The 20,919-nt window shown below is 40.3% G+C and carries 16 protein-coding genes; 6 read left to right on the forward strand and 10 right to left on the reverse strand.

Annotated features, from left to right (window positions below; genetic code table 11):
* Window positions 1-10: 10 nt before the first annotated feature.
* Window positions 11-1,201: a Bcr/CflA family multidrug efflux MFS transporter gene (locus C9J48_RS20825; protein ID WP_006232152.1), complete on the reverse strand. Its 1,191-nt coding sequence runs from the start codon at window positions 1,199-1,201 to the stop codon at window positions 11-13.
* Between the two features lie 301 nt (window positions 1,202-1,502).
* A complete protein-coding gene (rsuA, locus tag C9J48_RS20830; RefSeq protein WP_006232153.1) occupies window positions 1,503-2,201 on the reverse strand; it encodes a 16S rRNA pseudouridine(516) synthase RsuA in 699 nt (232 codons plus the stop codon).
* Window positions 2,202-2,511: 310 nt separating this feature from the next.
* Here rsuA and C9J48_RS20835 point away from each other — a divergent pair, with 310 nt between their 5' ends.
* On the forward strand, window positions 2,512-3,006 hold the full coding sequence (locus tag C9J48_RS20835) for a GNAT family N-acetyltransferase (RefSeq protein WP_036803756.1): 495 nt from the start codon (window positions 2,512-2,514) through the stop codon (window positions 3,004-3,006).
* A 122-nt stretch (window positions 3,007-3,128) separates the two neighbouring features.
* Here the strand turns inward: C9J48_RS20835 and arsA are convergent, their stop codons facing one another.
* Genes arsA through arsB form a run of 3 tightly spaced genes read right to left on the reverse strand, consistent with a single transcriptional unit; the run spans window position 3,129 to window position 6,370 of the window.
* Complete coding sequence (gene arsA, locus C9J48_RS20840; protein WP_006232155.1) at window positions 3,129-4,901, reverse strand: arsenical pump-driving ATPase; 1,773 nt, start codon at window positions 4,899-4,901, stop codon at window positions 3,129-3,131.
* 16 nt (window positions 4,902-4,917) lie between these two features.
* On the reverse strand, window positions 4,918-5,292 hold the full coding sequence (gene arsD / locus C9J48_RS20845) for an arsenite efflux transporter metallochaperone ArsD (RefSeq protein ID WP_006232156.1): 375 nt from the start codon (window positions 5,290-5,292) through the stop codon (window positions 4,918-4,920).
* A gap of 10 nt (window positions 5,293-5,302) precedes the next feature.
* On the reverse strand, window positions 5,303-6,370 hold the full coding sequence (gene arsB / locus C9J48_RS20850) for an ACR3 family arsenite efflux transporter (RefSeq protein WP_006232157.1): 1,068 nt from the start codon (window positions 6,368-6,370) through the stop codon (window positions 5,303-5,305).
* 304 nt (window positions 6,371-6,674) lie between these two features.
* Here arsB and radD point away from each other — a divergent pair, with 304 nt between their 5' ends.
* Window positions 6,675-8,438 carry a DNA repair helicase RadD gene (gene radD, locus C9J48_RS20855; protein ID WP_036803759.1) on the forward strand — a complete coding sequence of 588 codons (1,764 nt, stop codon included), beginning with the start codon at window positions 6,675-6,677 and terminating at the stop codon, window positions 8,436-8,438.
* 87 nt (window positions 8,439-8,525) lie between these two features.
* Here the strand turns inward: radD and C9J48_RS20860 are convergent, their stop codons facing one another.
* Window positions 8,526-10,001 (reverse strand): cytochrome-c peroxidase, encoded by a 1,476-nt coding sequence (locus C9J48_RS20860; protein ID WP_242610847.1) that lies wholly within the window; start codon window positions 9,999-10,001, stop codon window positions 8,526-8,528.
* A 633-nt stretch (window positions 10,002-10,634) separates the two neighbouring features.
* Here C9J48_RS20860 and iadA point away from each other — a divergent pair.
* Complete coding sequence (gene iadA, locus C9J48_RS20865) at window positions 10,635-11,801, forward strand: beta-aspartyl-peptidase (RefSeq protein ID WP_006232161.1); 1,167 nt, start codon at window positions 10,635-10,637, stop codon at window positions 11,799-11,801.
* Between the two features lie 108 nt (window positions 11,802-11,909).
* Here the strand turns inward: iadA and C9J48_RS20870 are convergent, their stop codons facing one another.
* Window positions 11,910-14,057 carry a TonB-dependent hemoglobin/transferrin/lactoferrin family receptor gene (locus tag C9J48_RS20870; RefSeq protein WP_006232162.1) on the reverse strand — a complete coding sequence of 716 codons (2,148 nt, stop codon included), beginning with the start codon at window positions 14,055-14,057 and terminating at the stop codon, window positions 11,910-11,912.
* Between the two features lie 329 nt (window positions 14,058-14,386).
* On the opposite strand from C9J48_RS20870, the gene rplY reads away from it, so the two are divergent.
* On the forward strand, window positions 14,387-14,665 hold the full coding sequence (rplY, locus tag C9J48_RS20875) for a 50S ribosomal protein L25 (RefSeq protein ID WP_006232163.1): 279 nt from the start codon (window positions 14,387-14,389) through the stop codon (window positions 14,663-14,665).
* A gap of 69 nt (window positions 14,666-14,734) precedes the next feature.
* On the opposite strand, the gene C9J48_RS20880 is transcribed toward rplY, so the two are convergent.
* Window positions 14,735-14,986 carry a DUF1289 domain-containing protein gene (locus C9J48_RS20880; RefSeq protein ID WP_006232164.1) on the reverse strand — a complete coding sequence of 84 codons (252 nt, stop codon included), beginning with the start codon at window positions 14,984-14,986 and terminating at the stop codon, window positions 14,735-14,737.
* Window positions 14,987-15,217: 231 nt separating this feature from the next.
* On the opposite strand from C9J48_RS20880, the gene C9J48_RS20885 reads away from it, so the two are divergent.
* Complete coding sequence (locus C9J48_RS20885; protein ID WP_006232165.1) at window positions 15,218-15,529, forward strand: hypothetical protein; 312 nt, start codon at window positions 15,218-15,220, stop codon at window positions 15,527-15,529.
* A gap of 116 nt (window positions 15,530-15,645) precedes the next feature.
* On the opposite strand, the gene C9J48_RS20890 is transcribed toward C9J48_RS20885, so the two are convergent.
* Both C9J48_RS20890 and C9J48_RS20895 read right to left on the reverse strand, forming a co-directional pair.
* Window positions 15,646-18,024, reverse strand: coding sequence for a DNA polymerase II (locus tag C9J48_RS20890; RefSeq protein ID WP_036803764.1), 2,379 nt, complete (start codon window positions 18,022-18,024; stop codon window positions 15,646-15,648).
* A 35-nt stretch (window positions 18,025-18,059) separates the two neighbouring features.
* Window positions 18,060-18,833: a hypothetical protein gene (locus C9J48_RS20895; RefSeq protein WP_006232167.1), complete on the reverse strand. Its 774-nt coding sequence runs from the start codon at window positions 18,831-18,833 to the stop codon at window positions 18,060-18,062.
* A 387-nt stretch (window positions 18,834-19,220) separates the two neighbouring features.
* Here C9J48_RS20895 and C9J48_RS20900 point away from each other — a divergent pair, with 387 nt between their 5' ends.
* Window positions 19,221-20,708 (forward strand): oligopeptide:H+ symporter, encoded by a 1,488-nt coding sequence (locus C9J48_RS20900; RefSeq protein ID WP_006232168.1) that lies wholly within the window; start codon window positions 19,221-19,223, stop codon window positions 20,706-20,708.
* The last annotated feature ends 211 nt before the right edge of the window (window positions 20,709-20,919 follow it).

The following is a 20,919-nucleotide window of genomic DNA, read 5'->3' on the forward strand; positions in this document are numbered from 1 at the left end:
CCGCTAAAGGTTATGCATTTTTTGCTAGTAACCAGTAAAACACAGCAGATAATACAGCACACAGTGCCATTGTCGCTGCCATCGGCCATACTGTCGAGTTATGTAATAAGGCGACAATACCACTTACCACGGTGCCCGTACCAAAACGTAATGTACCGGCTAATGAAGATGCAGTACCTGCCATATGTGGATATTTAGATAATAAACATGCCATGGTATTACTACCAATAATTGAGATAGTACCAACGAAAAGCATGACAGGAACAACGACTCCCCACAAGCCAAGATTAAACACTTGCCCAACGATAAGCCCAATACCGGCAATAAGCTGAATAATCAAACCAAAACGTAGCATCCAGTGTGAGCCTACCTTTTTCACCATTCGACCATTTATACTTGTCATTAAAATTAAGCAAAGTACGTTAAGGCCAAATAAGTAACCAAAGTTTTGGGTACTGACATGGTAAATATCGATATAAACAAACGAACCAACGGTAAGAAATGTAAACATACCAGCGAAAGAGAAACCACTACAAAATACCAAACCAACAGCCGTTGGTGTGGTCATTAACTTGGCATAATTTCTAAACGTTGAACCAATATGAAAAGGTAAACGCTTTTCAACCGCCAGTGTCTCTGGAATTTTCCATACCACAGCAATAATAACCAATACGGCACATATCGCGAGCAACCAGAATATAGAACGCCAGCCAAACCAAATTGACATATAACCGCCAATCATTGGTGCTGCAAGTGGCGCTATCGTCATTACTAACGTAACAAAAGACATAGTACGAGCAAACTCATCGCGCTCGAACATATCTCGTACTAAGGCCTGAATAATCACGGCAGCAGAGGCACCAGCAAAACCTTGTGCCGCACGGAACCACATAAGCTCATGAATATTTGTGCTTAACGCACTCATCACCCCAGCAATAGTAAAGAATACAATACCAATGATAAGAATAGGACGACGACCATAACTGTCTGCTAATGGCCCATGTAGTAATTGTCCGATAGCAAAACCAGCAGTATAAGCGGTTAATGTTGCTTGAACTAAGCTTGGAGAAACCATCAAATCTTTGGCGATCGCAGGCATCGCAGGTAAATACATATCGATAGCAAGCGGGGTTAACGCAGCAATCGCCCCCAAAATAATAATAAGTTGCAGGCTCAGTCGTTGACTGTCTTGTTGGGTCATAATTTCACTATTGTATGTGCCATAGAAAAAACAGCAGAATGGAAGATAAAGAAAGTTATTGTACGATGAATAGATGTTTTTTATTCTTTCCTATTAGGAATAGATAAGTTTCTATTTTATGCAGCTTTACTCAATATTCATAAATGTTCGTAACGAAAAACACTAAACATTACGATACTCAATTAACGTTGTACCCAAGTGAGATCAAAATACAGGATTCAGAGGTAACTTGAGTACACGTTATAAAAAAGCATAACAAGATAGGAAACCTACGTTATGCCTTCAGTTTTAGCTCAATACATTACTTTTTCAGAAAAGAAGCAATCTCTTCTTCTGTTAAGCGACGGTACTCACCTGGTTCTAAGTTTTCATCTAGAACAACAGCACCGACTTGCTCACGGTGAAGACCAACAACTCGGTTACCTACAGCAGCAAACATACGCTTAACTTGGTGATATTTACCTTCAGTGATCGTTAGTATTGCTTCACGTTCACTTAAAATTTCTAATTTAGCAGGGCGAGTAATATCTTTCTCACCGCGTAGCTGAACTCCCTCTAAAAACGTTTGAATCGTTTCTTCAGGTACAGGATCGGCCAACTCAACATGGTAGACCTTTTCACAAACATGACGAGGAGAAGTCACACGGTGTGACCATTGGCCATCATCGGTAAGTAACGTTAACCCTGTTGTATCGCCATCCAAACGCCCTGCAACGTGCATTTTTTCAGGGCTTACTTCATCAAACAAAACGAAGACTGTAGGGTTATGATCATCAACATGCGAACAAACAAAACCTTCAGGCTTGTTCAGCATGAAGTATTGCGGTCCTTGTAAGGCTAGTTTTTTGCCATTAAATTCAACATCGCAATCGTCGGTGATTTTCAGTGAAGCACTCTTAACAACGTTGCCATTCACTTCAATCATTTTATTACTTAATAATCTACCGGCTTCTTTACGAGTAATACCTAAAGTGGTAGCTAAGAATTTATCAAGCCTCATTACGGGCTCCGCGTGTAACAAAAGGGACGGCATTATAAAAAGCTCACGCCTAACTTGCATTAAAAACTTACGAATTCTAACCAACTAAGTGAGATTCAATTTTTTGAGACAAAATTTTCGCCTTTTTTTAAAATCTATAACTAAGCTCAAAAAGCTGAACATTTTTGTCTTATATGGGTCTTATAACAGTAGACTAATAACACAGTTGTTACGTATAACCTGTATGCTACTAACGTTACTCAAGAACAAAAAAAGAGTGATACTGGTTACTAATCAAAATAATGATACGCCTTATAACAAAGGTCTAATTATGAATATATCTCTTATTGCGCCAAGCTCGTCGTCTGTAGACATGCTAATGAAACTCATTGAAGAACTTTTTGCTTATGAAGCTCTACCTCAAAGAATAGAGCAGACTAATCATGCAGTTAACCAACTAATCAGCAATCCAGAACTTGGGCAAGCATGGTTAATTGAAGTTGAACACGAAGGCGATAAAATCATCGCGGGTCATATCATCGTCAGCTACAGTTTTAGCCTTGAGTACGGTGGACGTGTTGGGCTTATCGACCAATTTTACCTAAAACCTGATTGGCGCCAACAAGGGATAGGAACAGAATTAATCCCACAAATTGAACATCATATGGCGCAATCAGGAATCCACGCACTATCACTAGAAGTTAATATCGGTAATGCCGGTGCTCGTAGCTTCTATGAAAGGCATGATTATGTTCCTCGTCGACAGTTTTGTATGATGACAAAAACCATCACCCCAAACGAAGTACCGTTGAACATCGCGTCATAACCTACAACACCACAACATTAATTACCCGCACATGAAGAAGAAGGCGCATCACAAGATGCGCCTTTGTCATTTACAGCTGTAGCAAGAACCATTAAATCACCTTACAAGCAAACTCCCGTTAATTACGATGCACAACAGAGTGCGTGCAAGGCTTTGGTGCCAATAGGCTCAGCATGCTGTAATGGTACTACCGCCAATCGTTGACTGTGCTGAGCTTGTACTGCTTCAATGTACGGTAGTTGCTGTGCCGCCCTTTCTTGCATCAATGGCGCTGTCAGTGGCGCCTGTACCAACGCATGATTCACGACCCACGCCCACGGTGAAATTCCTGCACGTTGTAAATCGGATTGCAAACTCACCGCTTCTTGTACCGGTGTCGGCTCTGCCAATGTGGTAATCACGACTTTAGTTAATATCGGATCTTGCAGTTGCATCATCGGCGTTGTGAAGTGCATACCTTTGTCACCCATTTGGCGTGACACTTCTTTATGGTAAGCACCTGTCGCATCAAGCAATAATAAAGTATGCCCAGTTGGCGCGGTATCCATCACCACAAAGCGCTTATTCGCATCACGAATCACACGAGAGAATGCTTGGAACACGGCAATTTCTTCTGTGCACGGTGAACGTAAATCTTCTTCCAGTAATGCTTTGCCTGCCTCATCCAGGTTTTTACCTTTGGTCGCCATCACGCGCTCACGGTAACGTTGAGTTTCAACCTCAGGATCAATACGGCTCACCTCTAAATTCGCTAACGAACCGTTCAACGTTTCACTCAAATGCGCAGCAGGATCGGAGGTGGTTAAATGCACATCGTGACCCCGTAAGGCCAGTTCTGTAGCCAATGCCGCAGCAATGGTGGTTTTCCCTACTCCACCTTTGCCCATCAGCATCACTAAACCATGACCGGCTTCAGCCAGTTCATCCACCAAAGTATCAAGGTGCGGGTAGGCATCCTGTTGAATCGTCGTGACGTCAGACGTTGACGACTCACTAACACTCTCCACCGAGGTTGAGACTAAAGCACGCAAGCTATCTAAGCCCACAATATTGCTCGATAACAAAGGTAATCGATCTTGTGGTAGCCGCTGCAAGCCTTCAGGCATCGCCACCAGCGCATGTTGTTCACGCTGATACACCGCCAACGCCAGCGCATCATTGTCGATAGCTGCTTCAGGGTATAAACCATTGATCGCAAGGTACTGCTCTTTTAAACCAATATCCCCCAACTCAACATGGGTTCGCGCGACTTCTTGTAACGTCGATGCTTGTGCACGTGCCACCAAAATCAAACGCGTTTGCGTCTTATCTGACAATGCATCCACTGCTTGCGAATATTTTTCACGCTGTTTATCAAGCCCAGCCAGTGGACCTAAACAAGATGCATCGCCCTGCCCGTGCTCTAAAAACTCATTCCAAGCACCCGGTAATTGCAGTAAGCGAATAGTGTGCCCCGTTGGGGCTGTATCAAACACAATATACTGATACGTAGTTTGCAAGGTTTTGTCAGTCAGCAGAGCCGTAAATTCATCAAATGCGGCAATCTCAGTAGTGCATGCCCCAGATAGCTGCTCTTCGATACTATTGACGACCGCTTCTGGTAACTTACCACGCACTGGGCCTACAATTTTCTCACGATATGCCTGTGCAGCTGCCTGCGGATCAATTTCAATAGCGGACAAATTCTCGACATGTTGAATAGGGGTGATCTGATTACCGATTTGGGTATCGAACACTTGACCGACATTCGAAGCCGGATCGGTGCTCACTAACAACACTCTATTGCCTTGCTCTGCTAACGCCAATGCCGAAGCACACGCCAGTGATGTTTTGCCGACACCGCCTTTACCCGTAAAAAACAGAAACGGTGGGGGGGTATGTAAAAATCCAATCATGACACAGCCCTTTTGATTAACACTTACATGAAGATGAACAACATGATGTTGAAGTCGATGCATTCACTGATGTTTCAGAAGCAGTAACGTTAAGCCCTGCCCAACGTGTTAATTCCTCACGTGTGGCATAGCGCCCTGTCAATACAACTTGGTCGTTCACTAATGTCAGTGGCAAACCTTCTGCACCTGCTGTTTCTAGAAATCCAGCCACGGCAGCATGCTCTACAAATGCCATTGGTTGTTGCGCTAAATTAAAACGCTCGATGTCCACATTTTTCGCTTTTAGCCAATCCACATCGGCAGAAAAAGCCACCAGTAACGCATCAACATCCGTCCCGCAGACACCACTTGAACAACACATCGATGGATCAAATACTTGAATACTTTTCATCTTATTACTCCTAGCTATTCGCGTTATTGGTTTGCACTTGACCCTTGGTCACGTAATTATTTTTCATTTTTAACGTGAAATTCACCAAGGCAATCAGTACTGGTACTTCCACCAGTGGACCAATAACCCCTGCAAATGCTTCCGGTGAGTTCAAACCAAACACTGCTATCGCAACAGCAATTGCTAATTCAAAGTTATTACCTGTCGCGGTATACGCTATGGATGCATTCTTATCAAATGGCACACCCATCTTTTTCGCCGTAAAAAAGCTAATCAAAAACATCAATACAAAGTAGATAACCAATGGAACAGCCACCAGCACAACTTGCATTGGTAATTCAACAATCATCTCGCCTTTCAAGCTAAACATCAGAACGATGGTGGCTAATAGCGCAATTAACGTAATAGGTGAAATAGCAGGAATATACTTCTCGGTGTACCACTGCTCCCCTTTCTTCGCGACCAATACCTTACGACTAAGAAAACCAGCAATAAACGGAATACCAAGGTAAATAAAGACACTTTTTGCAATTTCACCAATCGATATGTCTACCAACTGACCTTTAACGCCAAAGTAGGGTGGCAGTACTGTAATAAATAACCATGCCATGAAACTGTATGTCACGATTTGGAACACACTATTCAATGCCACTAATGCCGCAGCGTATTCTTTATTGCCGCCACCTATGTCATTCCATACCAGCACCATTGCGATACAACGTGCTAAACCGATTAAAATAACGCCTGTCATTAGGCTTGGATGATCACCTAAAAAGATGACTGCCAACGCAAACATCAAAATTGGTCCGACTAACCAGTTCATCACAAGTGACAACGTAATGGCTTTCTTATCTTCCAGTACCTTACCCATTAAGCTGTAATTCACTTTCGCTAATGGTGGGTACATCATCAAAATAAGACCAATCGCTAGCGGTACATTTGTTGTACCAACCGACAGCGATGTATTCCAATTTGCAATAGCATCAGGAAAAGAAACACCCAACACAACACCCACAGCCATCGCTATGAATATCCACAATGTTAAAAATCTATCGAGAAAACCTAATTTAGGTTGCATATGAGCCTCACTCAGAACTTGAATGTTAATCGTTAATCGTTAATCGTTAATCGTCGAAATACGATTATTAAGGTTAAATAAATATAAGACAATCGCCTTTTAACGATTAATATACGCCTTTCTCATACCGGATCAATCGTTAATTGACGATTGACGATAATTACGACTCAAAGACTATCAGAATCATCTTCATTCACTTCCATCGTTCCTCAATATTTTACGCAACCTTAGCACTGCTTTCTTATCGCCATCCGCCTTATTTATCGTTACACTGATAACCTGTTTTATGTGCATTATCGAGTTTATGTATACCCTTCGTCCTTACCAACAAGACAGCGTGAAAGCCACTGTTCACTACTTTCGTAAAAACACCAGCCCAGCCGTTTTAGCATTACCTACCGGAGCAGGTAAAAGCCTTGTCGTGGCTGAACTAGCACGTATCGCTCGTGGTCGAGTATTAGTGTTAACGCATGTAAAAGAGCTTGTTGAACAAAATCATGCAAAATATGAGAGCTATGGCTTAAAAGCCTCTATATTTTCTGCAGGGTTAGGACGAAAAGAAACAGATCAACAAGTTGTGTTTGCCTCGGTGCAATCAATGGCCAATAGTTTAGAACTGTTTGCTAATGAATTTTCATTACTAGTGATTGATGAATGCCACCGGGTGCCTGATGATGAAAATAGCGCGTATCGCCGTGTAATCACTCATGTTCAAACTATTAACCCTGGCATCAAAATTCTAGGGTTAACGGCAACGCCTTATCGATTGGGTACTGGGTGGATTTATAAATACCATACCCGTGGACAGGTAAAGACTGAACAAGAACGCTTCTTTCGTGATTGCATTTTCGAGCTACCTATTCGTTATTTGTTGGATGAAAATTTCCTAACAGAACCCAAAGTGATGGATATGGCGGTTATCGGGTATGACTTTTCTAGCTTAACGCCATCTGCATCGGGTAATTATCGAGAATCAGATTTAGACAGTATTATCGAAAAATCATCCCGTGCTACACCTATGATTATTGAGCAAGTAATTGATTATGCAAAAGATCGTAAAGGTGTGATGATCTTTGCGTCTACCGTTAATCATGCTCAAGAAATTCTGGGATATCTTGCGCATGAAAATGCAGCATTGGTTGTTGGCGATACACCGTTAGATGAACGCGACCGCATTATTAATGCATTCAAACGCCAAGAAATTAAATACCTTGTGAATGTATCAGTACTCACTACAGGGTTTGATGCTCCACATGTCGATTTAATCGCAATATTACGTCCAACAGAATCCATCAGCTTGTATCAGCAAATAGTCGGACGCGGCTTGCGTTTGTCTGAAGGTAAAGAAGATTGCTTAATCTTAGAATATGCCGGTAACTGCTACGACTTGTATCAACCTGAAGTTGGCGATCCTAAGCCCAACAGCGACAGTGAAGTGATTATGGTTCCCTGCCCTGCTTGCGGATTCAATAACAGCTTTTGGGGTAAGCTCGATCCCGCTGGATTTTTGGTTGAACATTATGGTCGTCGTTGCCAAGGGTATTTTGAAGACGATGACACAGGTGAACGCGAAGAATGTGGTTACCGTTTTCGGGCTAAGTATTGTGAAGAATGTGGCGCAGATAATGATATAGCTGCTCGTCGTTGCCATCAATGTAATGCGGTAATGGTTGATCCAGACAAAAAGCTGCGTGATGCATTAAAATTGAAAGATGCCATGATCATGAAGTGTACAGATTTTCGTTTAGAGCCAGGAAAAAACAAATTTGATAAACCCCAGCTTAAAGTAATTTATGTGAGTGATGAAGGGGCTGAAATTAGCGAAGTATGGCCACTTTCGAACAAAACGCAAAAAGAGAATTTTTTGAAGAAATTCATTAACCCTCACCTTGTTGATCGCCATCGCCCGTTTACTGATACTGCGCCAACAAAAGTAGCGAATAACGAACACCGCTTACGTCCACCAGAAATTGTTATCGCGAGAAAGAGCGGTCGGTTTTGGGCGATTCGAGACAAATTATTTGATTTAGACCAATATCAAAAAGTCGAAGTACCTGTCGCTAGATAATTATCCTTTAGAGTAAAAAGCCGAACATTGGGCACTGTAAGTACCCAATGTTCGCAGTACTAAATTAACGCTGAATTAACCCAGTTTTTATCGCATATATCGACTTCTGATAGATTCTCTATAATCATAAATAGGTGCTTCCTGTTCATAACTTTCCTCATCGTTATGATCTAAACGACTTTTATCATAGGTATATGGTAGGTATACACTTGGTGGTTCAACGCTTGTTGTATCGGTAAGTGTTTTCAGATACGAGACTATTGCAGCCTCCTGATCAGCATCTAATCGAAGATTACCAACAGCAAACCCCGCGAAGTTTTCATTGATCTCAGGAGCTGGCCAACAGTTTTCTGCTATAGCTTGTTCAGCCGTTATATACTCGTTAGAACATGTTGCTTTCACAGTAGCCGTATTATAAAAATGGACAAGTTGCTCTAACGATTTAAACCAACCATTATGGGTATAAGCTTTAACAAAATATGGGGATGGTCGTTTATCAACATTACGCAATGTTGGTACTTTATGTTCACCTAAATGATCACTATTCGAGGTTGTGGCAAATAAGCCTACATCCGGTGCTGGGTCATTAGGTATTTTATGATTTCTTGGTACCCCTATGTTGAAGTAGAAATCATTGGTATAACGTTCAAACTTGCCAACACCATTATTATTCCCGCTCTGGTGGCAAAAGAAGCACCTAGCTTGACCATAAAAAAGATCATGTCCTTCATTTTCCTGATCAGTAAAATCATCAAACGGGAATAATCCATCATAATCATTTTTTAATGCTAAATCTCTTTTAGAGTCAAAGCGGTTATTATCGCTAGACATTTGCCAAGCAGCTAAAGCGACCGAAAATCTCGCAAATATCTCATCCACTTGACTATAGCTACAGTAAAGGTGCTCTCCCCAAGCATATTGGTATAACTGTCTACCCCATGTCGTTCCTCTAACCTGCGTACATACCTTAAACTTATCGTCCTTCGCCTGCTCAAGTGGGTTAATAAATGGGCTTGCATGTGCTTGATCAGCTACGGGACCTAAATATTTTTTATACATCGTTTCGTATTTGCTATTTAGACCCGCGAATACATCAATATTATGTACAGTTTCAATTAAATCACCTTCAGCACGGCCGTTCCAGAATGCTCCACCACACGGTGCAGGAGCAAAACCAGGACAAGCCACGTCAAAAAGTTTCAACCCTTCTGGGTCTCCCACCTCATTTAAAAATTGTGCATATTGATTTGTAGGTGGTTTGAGGTTACCAACTTGAACACCATCGGAACCTGTAACAGCTACATCTTCAAGGTTTATATTTGAATCACCATTAGTACCACCAGTACCAGCAGAATGGCACGTCGAGCACGACATATTTCTTTGTAATGAGATTTTTTCAAAAAATAGACGCTTACCCATCTCCTCCAGATAGGTCAGATCCTCATCACTTGCATTTGCTGTATTAGGTAAAAAGCCAACACCAACAATTAAACCTATAACAGCACTATAATGCTGCATCCTTTTTTTCTTTTTTAACATTATATTATTTGATATTTCACTCATCAGTTCCACCTGCTATCAACCTATATTAAAAATCATCTTAAATAAACAAAAACGAAACACCATCCACACAAGAAATAACATCAACAGATTAAACCTAGTATATTAACCAGTTAAATATAATATCAAACACTATAAATCTCACACAAAAGACAAGAGTTATAAAATAACATTACAAACCCATACATCACTGTACGACTTAACCATTTAAAAACATTAAAACAAAGAACAAATAGAAATAAATGAGTTAAAACAATAAATTAAACCAAAACCCACCATTCAAAAGAGTGTCAATTATAATAACGAATCTCACTTCTCACTCATCACCTCTTATTTCTCACACTATTAACACCACACTCAAATCAACAACAGAATAGCAAATAAAATAATATACACCACCCACCAAAAAATCATATTAGACTCTAACCTTGAAAACTATTCAGTTAATAACTTATACTTCATACCGCTTATTTTAGTTAAATCAATTTAAAACATGATGCGTTCTTGTTTTGTCCTATCAAAATGAAATCTGTGCTACGTATACGAGAAAAGTTGATCAACTTATATTAGTATCAGAATGAATCGCTGATACCCACCCTGATTTATTTTTTAATCAAATATTTAAATGGATTTAGTATGCTAAAACTTATAAAAAATGGAACGATTCTAACCCCAAAAGGGCTCATAAAAGCTGATATACTTATTTGTAATGATAAAATCATCGGCATAAACTCTTCCATAACAACAAGTAATCTAAAGTTACCTTGTGAAGAGTTAGATGCTTCTAATCAATTTGTTCTTCCAGGTATTATTGATCAACATGTTCACCTTATTGGCGGCGGTGGTGAAAGTGGCTTTTCAAGCCGTACACCTGAAGTACAAGTGAGTAAATTGGTAAAAGCAGGCATTACCTCAGTACTTGGTTTGTTAGGTACAGACAGTGCAACCCGACATGTCGAATCACTCTACGCAAAAGTTAAAGCATTAGACGAAGAAGGTATTTCTGCCTATATGGTAACAGGATCTTATCGTGTACCTTCACCAACCATTACTGATTCAGTTTATAAAGATGTTGTGTTTATTGATAAAGTATTAGGCTGCAAAATAGCTATCGCCGATCACCGTGCTTCTCACCTTAGTGTTGAAGAGCTTATACGGATAGCTTCGGAAGTACGAGTGGCTTCTATGTTAGCGAATAAGCCCGGTATTATTGTGGTTCACATGGGTAATTCAAAAGAGACATTAAAGCTAATTGATCAAGCTCTTGAAAATAGTGACATTCCTATTAAGCACTTTTTACCTACTCATGTTAACCGTAACGATAACTTATTAAATGACGCAATTAAATTTGCGCTAAAAGGTGGGAGTATTGATTTAACTTCAGGTGTTGACCCTAACCTTGGTGCAAAAGGTGCAGTCAATCCAAGTAAAGCTATTATACAAGCACTTGAAGCTGGTGTGAATCTAGATCAGTTAACATTAAGTTCTGACGGCAATGGCAGCATTCCTGAATTTGATGACAATGGTAATATGTCGGGAATGGGAATAGCTGGCTTTGATAGTTTACTCGGTACAATTCGAGAATTGATTGCAGCAGGTTTACCACTGGAAAAGAGTTGGAATACAGTATCAAGCAATGTCGCAAGCAGATTGAAATTAGATGACCGCGGTTGTTTAGAGATAAATCAAATGGCAGATCTCGTATTCCTGAATGAAGCTGACCTTGCGTTAACACTCACAATGGCAAAAGGCAAAGTGCTATTCAAACAAAATGAGTATTGTGTAAAAGGTACGTTTGAATAATTTATTGTTCTAGCCTAGCCCCTCAATAAAAGAACCGCATCAAACGATGCGGTTATTATAAACGTTAGATTCAAAACCTAATCGGTGTGGCCTACATTCATCTATCGATTAAAAATCGTAGTTCAAGTTAACACCCCAATTACGACCAGGTTGAGTACGGATATCAATACCTTGAGCCGATGCTGTTTGACCTTCTAGATCTTGATACTGCCAATATTTCTCATCAAGAGCATTAAATAAGCCAGCACGAAGTGTTAAATCTTTCATTGGGCGGTAGTAAGCAGTTAAGTCAACAACCGTATAGCTAGATGCATCTAGATTATCGTCTTGTTCCCAATCCGTTTTACTTGCCACCATAGTAACATTTACAACACTACCCCACTGTTCGTTTGGAGCGTCGTAACCCAAACCAACAACAGACGTAAATGGCGCAATAGTATCTAATGTTTTGCCCGTATTTTTATCTTCACCATCAAGGTACGCTAAAGATAAACGTGCATATGACCCCATAGGGGCACCTACAGCTTCATCTAACCACAAGCTACCTTTAAATTCGGCACCGTATATTTCAGCTTCATCAACGTTTTCATTGGTTGTAATATCAATGCCACCAGTGTTTACCGTCGAGCTCTTAATGAAGTTTGTGTAGTCGTTATAGAAGGCAGACAGTTCTAACGCACCCACATTATTATTTGCGCGTAAACCGACCTCATAAGACTGGCTTTCTTCTGGCTTCAAATTAGGGTTTGAAACAATTTTATAGCCATGCGCAGCATTATCTTTATCGTAATACAACTCATAAATTGATGGCGCACGGAAACCTTCGCTGTATTGCGCGTAAGTACTGAAATGTTGATTCCAATGATATACCGCACCTAAGCGCGATGTGAGTGCATCACTGTTATGGTCTTCTAACCCTGAAGACTGCTCTGGTGAAGCTTTGTAATCATCATAACGAAGCCCTGCCGTAACCACCAACGCTTCATCTAATAGATAGACTTGATCTTGTACAAAAATGCCACGCTTCTCAGACTCTGATTTAGGCACTTCAGTGCTACCTGGCTTAGATGTACCTGAATCTAAGAAGTAATCAGTGTAATCTAAATCAAAGCTCGCATTTGATGCTGAAAGACCGTACGTAAGCTCATGACGATTATTCGTAAACTGAATTTCTTTTTGGAATTGAGCATCTAACTGTGTGCTTTCATCGGTACCAGAACGAGCACGGTTACGATTTCCGTAATTACCCGTATGATCATAACTCTTATGATCTGCCTCACTCTTGCTCCAGTTTACTTTCCATTCTAAAGAATCAAAAGCCACATTATCTGCAAGCCACTCATATTCAAAGCCTAGACGTACTCTTTCATCTTTGTCGTCTGCACTGTTATTGGTATATACGAAGCCCGGCATAAAGCCACCACCACCATCATATCCATTACGAGAAAGGATTTGACCGTCTGCACTGCGTGTATAGTACTCGCCTGTAAATCCAATGCGGTTGGCATCGTTTATTTGGTAAAACATTTTACCTAGAATATTATGCGATGTGATGTTAAAAGGATCAGCAGCACCACGATCAGGCCCCTCAATGTTCGCACCATCACCATGGGTTTCAGTCTCATGCCCATCACGGTAGGTGTAGATCAGCATTGTTTCTAAATCGCCAGTACGGTTAGCGACTTCAATCGTTGCTTTATATTCATCACTTACGCTGGCATAACCTGTTTTTAAACTTACGTGGCTATCATCGCCAGCTTCAAGTAAATCTTCTGGGTTCTTTGTACGTAAGAGTACAGTACCACCTAAAGCATCACTGCCGTATAAGCTAGATGATGGCCCTTTATTCACTTCGATTGCAGTTAGTGTATCAACTTCAAAGGTATTGGCATTTTTACGCATAACATCTGCGCCAGGGTTATAAGATGATGGCTGCTCTACGCCATCAACCATCACTTTAACGCGGCTGCCAGACATACCTCGAATAGTAAAATCTTCCATACCAAAGCGACCACGTCCATTTACCGTAACACCTGGCTCATACTTCAATGCATCTTTCACATCGTTCGACAGATTATTCTCCATGTCTTCAGACGTTACTTTAGCTACGCTAGAGGGAATGTTCTTAATACTTTGTTCCGAACGCGTACCTGATACAACTATTTCGTCGAATACTGAAACTGCCTCTTCTGCGTGAAGTGCTGGAGAAAGTGCAATAAATATTGAGCTCGCGATGAATGTAAGTTTTTTACTCATAACCCCTACTTATAAATAGATTTGTTAGTAATTCCGTTGCTGCATAGTATACAGATACAAATGAGAATTACTATCGTTATCATTGCCATTTGATATTTATAAGGGCAAATGCAGTGGAGTTAAATATCGATTACTCTATTGAACACGCTCTTTTTTCATCCAAAGTAATGAAGCCAAACCTATAAGGTTCGTTTCATTACGTTAAAATGGTCTGTATAGAGATTTAGTCTTGCTAAGAATAAAGCTGACTGTTAGTATGCGCGCTCGTTTTTACGACATTGAGTAAGGTCGCATTACTCAGTGAACTTATGAATTATAGAGTATTTAATATGAAATTTGATGCAATTGTACGTACTGATCTAGGTAAAGGTGCGAGCCGCCGTCTACGTCTTACAGAAAAATTCCCAGCTATCATCTACGGTGGCGAAGCTGCTCCTGTTGCTATCGAGCTTCTTCACAGTGACGTGATCAACCAAATGGATAAGCCTGAGTTCTACGAAGGTATCATCCTTGTGATCGACGGTCAGGAAGTTGCTGTTAAGCCTCAAGACATCCAACGTCACGCGTTCAAGCCAAAAGTTGAGCACATGGACTTTAAACGCGTTTAATTGCGTTGTTCATTCTCAATATAAAAGCGCCTTATGGCGCTTTTTTTATGGCTATAAAATATGCTTAAGCTAGAAAAGACTTTGCTGCGGATTATCATCGACCTGCTGAACTTCTATCGAACTCCCTTTTGCACGACGTAAAATGCGCAGATAGCGTTGCTTACACAGCCTAATTACCTGCCGCTTTTGATCTGACGTCATTACTTGCCAATTAAAGCGCTCATCTCGACTGCGATAACACCCTTTACAATATCCACGGTTATTCACTTGGCATATTCCAACACAAGGGCTGGGTACGGTGAAGAAATCTAATTGCTCCATTATCCCCTCGCTATGAAATATATCTCTATTAATATTTAGTTTATACCCAAGTTAGCGCTATCGACCTTTTTGTGCAAACTCTTCATTACAAAATGCCAATTTATGCAACTAACTTGCTAAAGTATGCTTTATTCTGGTAAGGTTTAAGCGGTTATTAAGATTGATAACAGGGTTGTAATTAATCGCATCATTATATTTAACATCAATATCGATGCATATCAGGAGGGATCCATGGATTTTTTTGTACCATCTTCGTCTAACTCAGCTCAGGCTGAATCGGTTTTTTCTTCTATTGCTCAACACATTGCAGCACCATCTCAAGAAAAGCGCATTCATAAGCTTCAATGGAAACACGAAGGCGAAATCTGTGCTTGTGAGGTAGGTCAATCATTACCTGAAGTATTTCGTACCGATGAGAAAGTATTAGCTATTTTTGATTGTGGTGATGTATTCAAAGTATGTACACCAAGCCGTGGAGCAATCAAATTTGACCCTATTCACGCGAGCAAATCAACACTCTTAAACGTTGAATACTTTGATTAATTTATCGTGGTAAAAAGCTGATTAGCAGATACTAAAGGTAATTATGCTAATAGAAATGAGCACTTAAAAACGCGCTAACAGCGCGTTTTTTGTTTCTAGCGCATACTTAACGTTGGCTAAAACAACCCCATCTGGGGTGCGGTAATATCATCAAAACACTTACCTATAAACGGTAAAATACCATCAGCGACAGGCTTTAATTGCTTTTCAAGGTAATGGTTATAGTCAATCGAGCTTTGTCGATACTCTTTCGGCTCTGAGCCAGAGATCGTAAACACGTACTCGATCACTCCTTTATTTTGGTATTGCATCGGGCGACCAAGTTTGGCATTCATCTCATCAGCCATTCGAGCGGCACGCACTTGTGGTGGAATATTCTTTTGGTATTCATCAAGATTTCGTCTTAAACGCTTGCGGTAAACCAAACGATCATCAAATACTCCAGCTAACGTTTTATTGGTGTAGTCACGAATGTATTCATCGGGATCTTGGTCATGAAAAACCATCTCATATAAAGTTTTCTGGAATTCTTGAGCTAACGGCGTCCAATCTGTACGAACCGTTTCTAATCCCTTAAAGATTAGTTTCTCTTTACCATCTTGAATAATTAATCCAGCGTAGCGCTTCTTACTGCCTGTTTCAGAGCCTCGAATCGTCGGCATTAAAAACTTGTGATAATGGGTTTCGTATTCAAGCTCTAAATAGCATTCAAGATTAAAGTCATCTTTTAGACGCCGTACCCACTCCGCATTAATGCTTTTCACCAATTGGTTACCAACGATATCCGCTTCTTCTTGGGTATGACTTTTACCTAATGAAACAAAGACAGAGTCCGTATCACCGTAAATAACGTTATAACCGTTGTCTTCAATCAGATCTTTCGTGACTGATAATACTTCATGCCCACGCATCGTAATTGACGAGGCCAACCGGTGATCGAAAAAGCGGCAGCCAGATGAACCAAGTACGCCATAAAATGAGTTCATGATGATCTTAATCGCTTGAGAGAACGCTTTTTCACCATTACGTTTTGCTTGATCGCGCGCAGACCACAACTCTTCAATCATCGCGGGTAAAAAATGTTTTTCTCGATGAAACTGCCCGCCACGAAAACCCGAAATCGCTTGGTTAGGTTCTTTACCTTCATCTTGCAATAGCCCTTCCACCAACCCCATAGGATCAATACGGAATGAGCGAATAATCGACGGGTACAGTGATTTAAAATCAAGTACCAGTACAGAATCATACAAACCGGGGTTAGAATCCATCACATAGCCACCGGGGCTTGCAATCCAGTTTTCACCCGCAAGATTCGGGGCTACATACCCAGCACGGTGTAATTGCGGTAAATACAAATTAGTAAATGCAGCAACAGAACCACCGACTCTATCAAGCTCTACACCTGTTAAACGGCTTCGCTCAATCGCGAACTCAAGCAAATGAGTATATTCAAATATACGGGTAACCAGCTTACAATCTTGTAAGTTATATTTAGCCAACGACAGCTTATCGTTTTTAAACATATGGTTAATTTCAGCCATACGATCATGCACGTTATGAATATGCTTACCTTCGCCTAACAGCTCTTGCGACACAGAATCTAACGACCAAGAACGAAAGCTATAGGTTGCCGTTTTTAATGTATCAATACCATCTAGCACCACACGACCAGGAATAGAGATAAAGCCTTGATTAGGGTTTTGACTAGATTGACGCCAATGCGGTGTTTGTTTACCACGACCAATACGTAAACTGATTGCATTCCATTCAGCACGTTTTAGTAATAAGCGGAAATCAAAATCAATCACATTCCAACCAATAATGATGTCGGGATCGTATTGAATAAACCATGATTCAAGCGCCAATAATAAGGCTTTTTCTGATTCAACCCACTGAATCCATAACTCGCCTTCTTCACCCTCTTTTGGCTCACCTATCATAATGACCCGGCTATCCATATCGCTATGTAACCCCACCGAATACAGCACGCCTTTTTCTGAGCACTCTATATCAAGCGATACAATCGACAATTTAGGTACATAGTCAGTCGCTTTGGCTTTTACTTGTGAATATTCAGTGTACCCCAATTTGTCTTTCGCCCCCCCTGTAAAGGTAATCCCTCCACGAATGAATCGTTCCATTAAGAAGCGATCAGCAAGGCGAATATCTCCTTCAAATACTTCTATCCCGTCATTATTTAAAACCTTAGAAACTTGAAGGCTGTCTCTTATCGTTTGGGTATAGCAGGCAAAAAGTGATTGATGTTGAAAAGTTTTAAGAGGCAATGCCTTCCAATCGACTTGAAGGTTAGCGGTTCGTAGCGCATTGTCGGCTTGTTTTTGCGCTTCAGAAGATACAAAACAGACTGGTTTATCACCATGAACTAATAATCGAGCGGGACCTTGGTCCGTTTTAACCCATAGCACGACTTCAGTCTGACCTTGGGCATCACGACTTTGGCGTGTTAAAATGAAACCAGTAGATTGAACCTGCAAAAAAACCTCAGAAGCTGCTAGCAATAAAGAAAAAATTAACCAATTTTACGCTCAATTTTATCAAATTCAGCCACTATCCAGCCGCCAAATTGTTCAATCATAAATAATGCCGCACGTTTCGGCACTTGTGTGCCTTCTATTAAAGTAAATAAGCGTTCAACTTCGACATTTTTCTCAGGGTAATAACGCAAAAATATATCGGCACAATCACTCAATGAATGCGCTAAACACTTTTCACGATGCATCACTAACGCAAAACAACTACGCAGCATTTTTTTACTGATAAATTGGCAATATTCTAGGTAGTTTTTAACTACTTTTGTGGTCATTATCTTATGCCGATAATCCGCTAACATTGCCTTAATATCACCGTTCATGGTTTTAGCCACGTCCCAGCTTGGTTCAAAACAACCAAACCGCGTCGATAAATCGTCACCGTATAAGCTTACGCAGCAATGCTTGAGCCAAAAGCCCCACTCAAATATGCCGCCAATAGAAATGACATCGCTAAATTGCCCTATCCGCAAATCAAGACTAGGCACTTTCGGTTGATAGGTGGTTATACGCCACTTGACTGTATTTAAAGCAGATTCTTCAGATGAGTTAAGATTTCGATTAAGCACAACCGTGATATTTAAATCAGAATAACCCCATACTGCTTTTCGTTGAGCAACACTGCCATATAAATAAACACTATGAAGTGCCGAACCAAGAGCCGCACGAAGTTGATTAACGGTATCAATCAATACTGGCATATATTCTGGTTGAAAAGGTGTTTGATTATTTAAAGTTGGTAACGCTGCTGCCACTTGATCACTCTCGCTATTATTCTTTTGTAAGCGCGCAGTTGTTTATGCTGATCACACCTACATCACCCGACTAATTCTACCAAAGCTAAGCTGCAAAACAATCAGTGTCTTTTTCCTTCAAGGCTCCACCACCGCTAAATAGCCCTATATTTCATAAATAAGTGTAATATCAAAACTATAAACTACTTAATTGCCAAGCACCCAGCTTATTCACCTTAACTATTAGACTTAAACCTTAAATAAATATTTCAATATGTGTTTTATTGTATATCTTTGCTACACAGCTCACACAAGTGCTCTCAATTGCATAGCTAGCATCACATTAAATTGAAACCAATAAGCGTTTAATGTGCAACCTGACAAGTTAACTAGTGGATTAGCACTGTAATGAGCAATACAAATAGCATTTTCAACCAACCAAAGCCATTTAAGATGATATTTTTCATTGAGCTTTGGGAACGTTTTGGTTACTACGGTCTTCAAGGTATTTTAGCTGTATATTTTGTTGAGCAACTAGGTTTTAGCCAACAAGATTCTTTTGTTACTTTCGGTGCATTTGCCGCTTTAGTGTACGGTTTGGTCGCGATAGGCGGTTACGTTGGCGACCATATTCTCGGTACAAAACGTACAATGATATTTGGCGCCATCGTGTTAGCTATCGGCTATTTTATGATGGGATTTTCAATTTTAAATCCAAACTTTATTTTCTATGCGTTGGGTACAGTTGCAGTCGGTAACGGTTTATTTAAAGCCAACCCTTCAAGCTTATTAGCGAAATGTTATGACGAAAATGATACTCGTCTTGATGGTGCTTTCACGCTGTATTACATGTCTATTAATGTGGGATCATTAGTAGCACTTTCACTTAGCCCTGTTATTGCTGCAGAATATGGTTACGCGACAGCATTTGTAATCTGTGGATTTGGTTTAATTGCCAGTTTGATGAGTTATGTAGTTTTCCGCCATACTGTTGAGGGCTTAGGCTCTGAGCCGGATAATAAACCAGTCAATTATCAACATTTCCTTATTGTTATTCTGGGAACAATAGCATCTATAGCCTTATGTGCTTGGCTACTGAATAACATTATGATGGCGAATATCGTACTTGCTCTTATTGGTATTGGTGTTGTCGGCATATTCTTAAAAGAAACAATACGCTTAACAGGTGCTGCACGTAAGAAAATGATTGTTGTATTGGTACTGATGCTACAAGCGATCGTTTTTTATGTTCTTTACGCACAAATGCCTACATCATTGAATTTCTTTGCAATATATAACGTACGCACGGAAGTTATGGGGTTTAATGTCAACCCTGTTAGCCTACAAGCCTTGAACCCTTTCTGGGTGGTATTATGTAGCCCGATACTGGCTTATCTATATACGTCGTATGGCAGTAAAGGCCGAGATTTATCAATGCCAGCTAAGTTTACTGTAGGCATGTTTATGTGTGCATTTGCTTTTTTAGCCGTCGCTGCTGCTGGTAACTGGTTTGCCGATAGCCAAGGTATGGTATCAATGTGGTGGATGGTACTTGTGTATTTATTCCAAAGTATTGGTGAATTGATGATAAGCGGATTGGGCTTAGCTATGGTTGCTAGCCTAGTGCCTCAACGCTTAATGGGCTTTACTATGGGAGCTTGGTTTCTAACCCAAGCAGCTTCATTCATTATCGGTGGTTATGTTGCGACCTTCAGCGCCACACCAGAAAATGTTACAGATCCACTTAAGACGTTACCGCTATACAGTGAAGTCTTCTTAAACATTGGTATCGTAACACTCGGTGTAGCATTTGTTATGGCCTTTACAGCCCCATTATTAACTCGCATGATGCAAGATGAAAAAGTAGAAGAAAACGTAAATTTAGCCACAAATTAATTCCCCTTCATTCAAACTATAACGGGAGCGAATCTTATTGGTTCTCTCTCGTTTTTCATTCTAGAATCGCAATATTATGATGAATAAATATTGAAAAATTAAACTCAATAGCTAAATCCATTTCTTTAACGCTAATTAGAAAAAATTAATTATTGCTCATAATAACAGCAATAATTAAAGGCGCATTTACAAAATAAATAACTTAATTAAA

Source organism: Photobacterium profundum (assembly GCF_003026285.1).
In the GTDB taxonomy this organism is placed as follows: domain Bacteria; phylum Pseudomonadota; class Gammaproteobacteria; order Enterobacterales; family Vibrionaceae; genus Photobacterium; species Photobacterium profundum.

Excerpts from the sequence above, each read along its gene's own strand:
- C9J48_RS20825 (WP_006232152.1), bottom strand. The coding sequence starts at position 1,201 with ATGACCCAACAAGACAGTCAACGACTGAGCCTGCAACTTATTATTATT.
- rsuA (WP_006232153.1), bottom strand. The coding sequence starts at position 2,201 with ATGAGGCTTGATAAATTCTTAGCTACCACTTTAGGTATTACTCGTAAA.
- C9J48_RS20835 (WP_036803756.1), top strand. The coding sequence starts at position 2,512 with ATGAATATATCTCTTATTGCGCCAAGCTCGTCGTCTGTAGACATGCTA.
- arsA (WP_006232155.1), bottom strand. The coding sequence starts at position 4,901 with ATGATTGGATTTTTACATACCCCCCCACCGTTTCTGTTTTTTACGGGT.
- arsD (WP_006232156.1), bottom strand. The coding sequence starts at position 5,292 with ATGAAAAGTATTCAAGTATTTGATCCATCGATGTGTTGTTCAAGTGGT.
- arsB (WP_006232157.1), bottom strand. The coding sequence starts at position 6,370 with ATGCAACCTAAATTAGGTTTTCTCGATAGATTTTTAACATTGTGGATA.
- radD (WP_036803759.1), top strand. The coding sequence starts at position 6,675 with ATGTATACCCTTCGTCCTTACCAACAAGACAGCGTGAAAGCCACTGTT.
- C9J48_RS20860 (WP_242610847.1), bottom strand. The coding sequence starts at position 10,001 with ATGAGTGAAATATCAAATAATATAATGTTAAAAAAGAAAAAAAGGATG.
- iadA (WP_006232161.1), top strand. The coding sequence starts at position 10,635 with ATGCTAAAACTTATAAAAAATGGAACGATTCTAACCCCAAAAGGGCTC.
- C9J48_RS20870 (WP_006232162.1), bottom strand. The coding sequence starts at position 14,057 with ATGAGTAAAAAACTTACATTCATCGCGAGCTCAATATTTATTGCACTT.
- rplY (WP_006232163.1), top strand. The coding sequence starts at position 14,387 with ATGAAATTTGATGCAATTGTACGTACTGATCTAGGTAAAGGTGCGAGC.
- C9J48_RS20880 (WP_006232164.1), bottom strand. The coding sequence starts at position 14,986 with ATGGAGCAATTAGATTTCTTCACCGTACCCAGCCCTTGTGTTGGAATA.
- C9J48_RS20885 (WP_006232165.1), top strand. The coding sequence starts at position 15,218 with ATGGATTTTTTTGTACCATCTTCGTCTAACTCAGCTCAGGCTGAATCG.
- C9J48_RS20900 (WP_006232168.1), top strand. The coding sequence starts at position 19,221 with ATGAGCAATACAAATAGCATTTTCAACCAACCAAAGCCATTTAAGATG.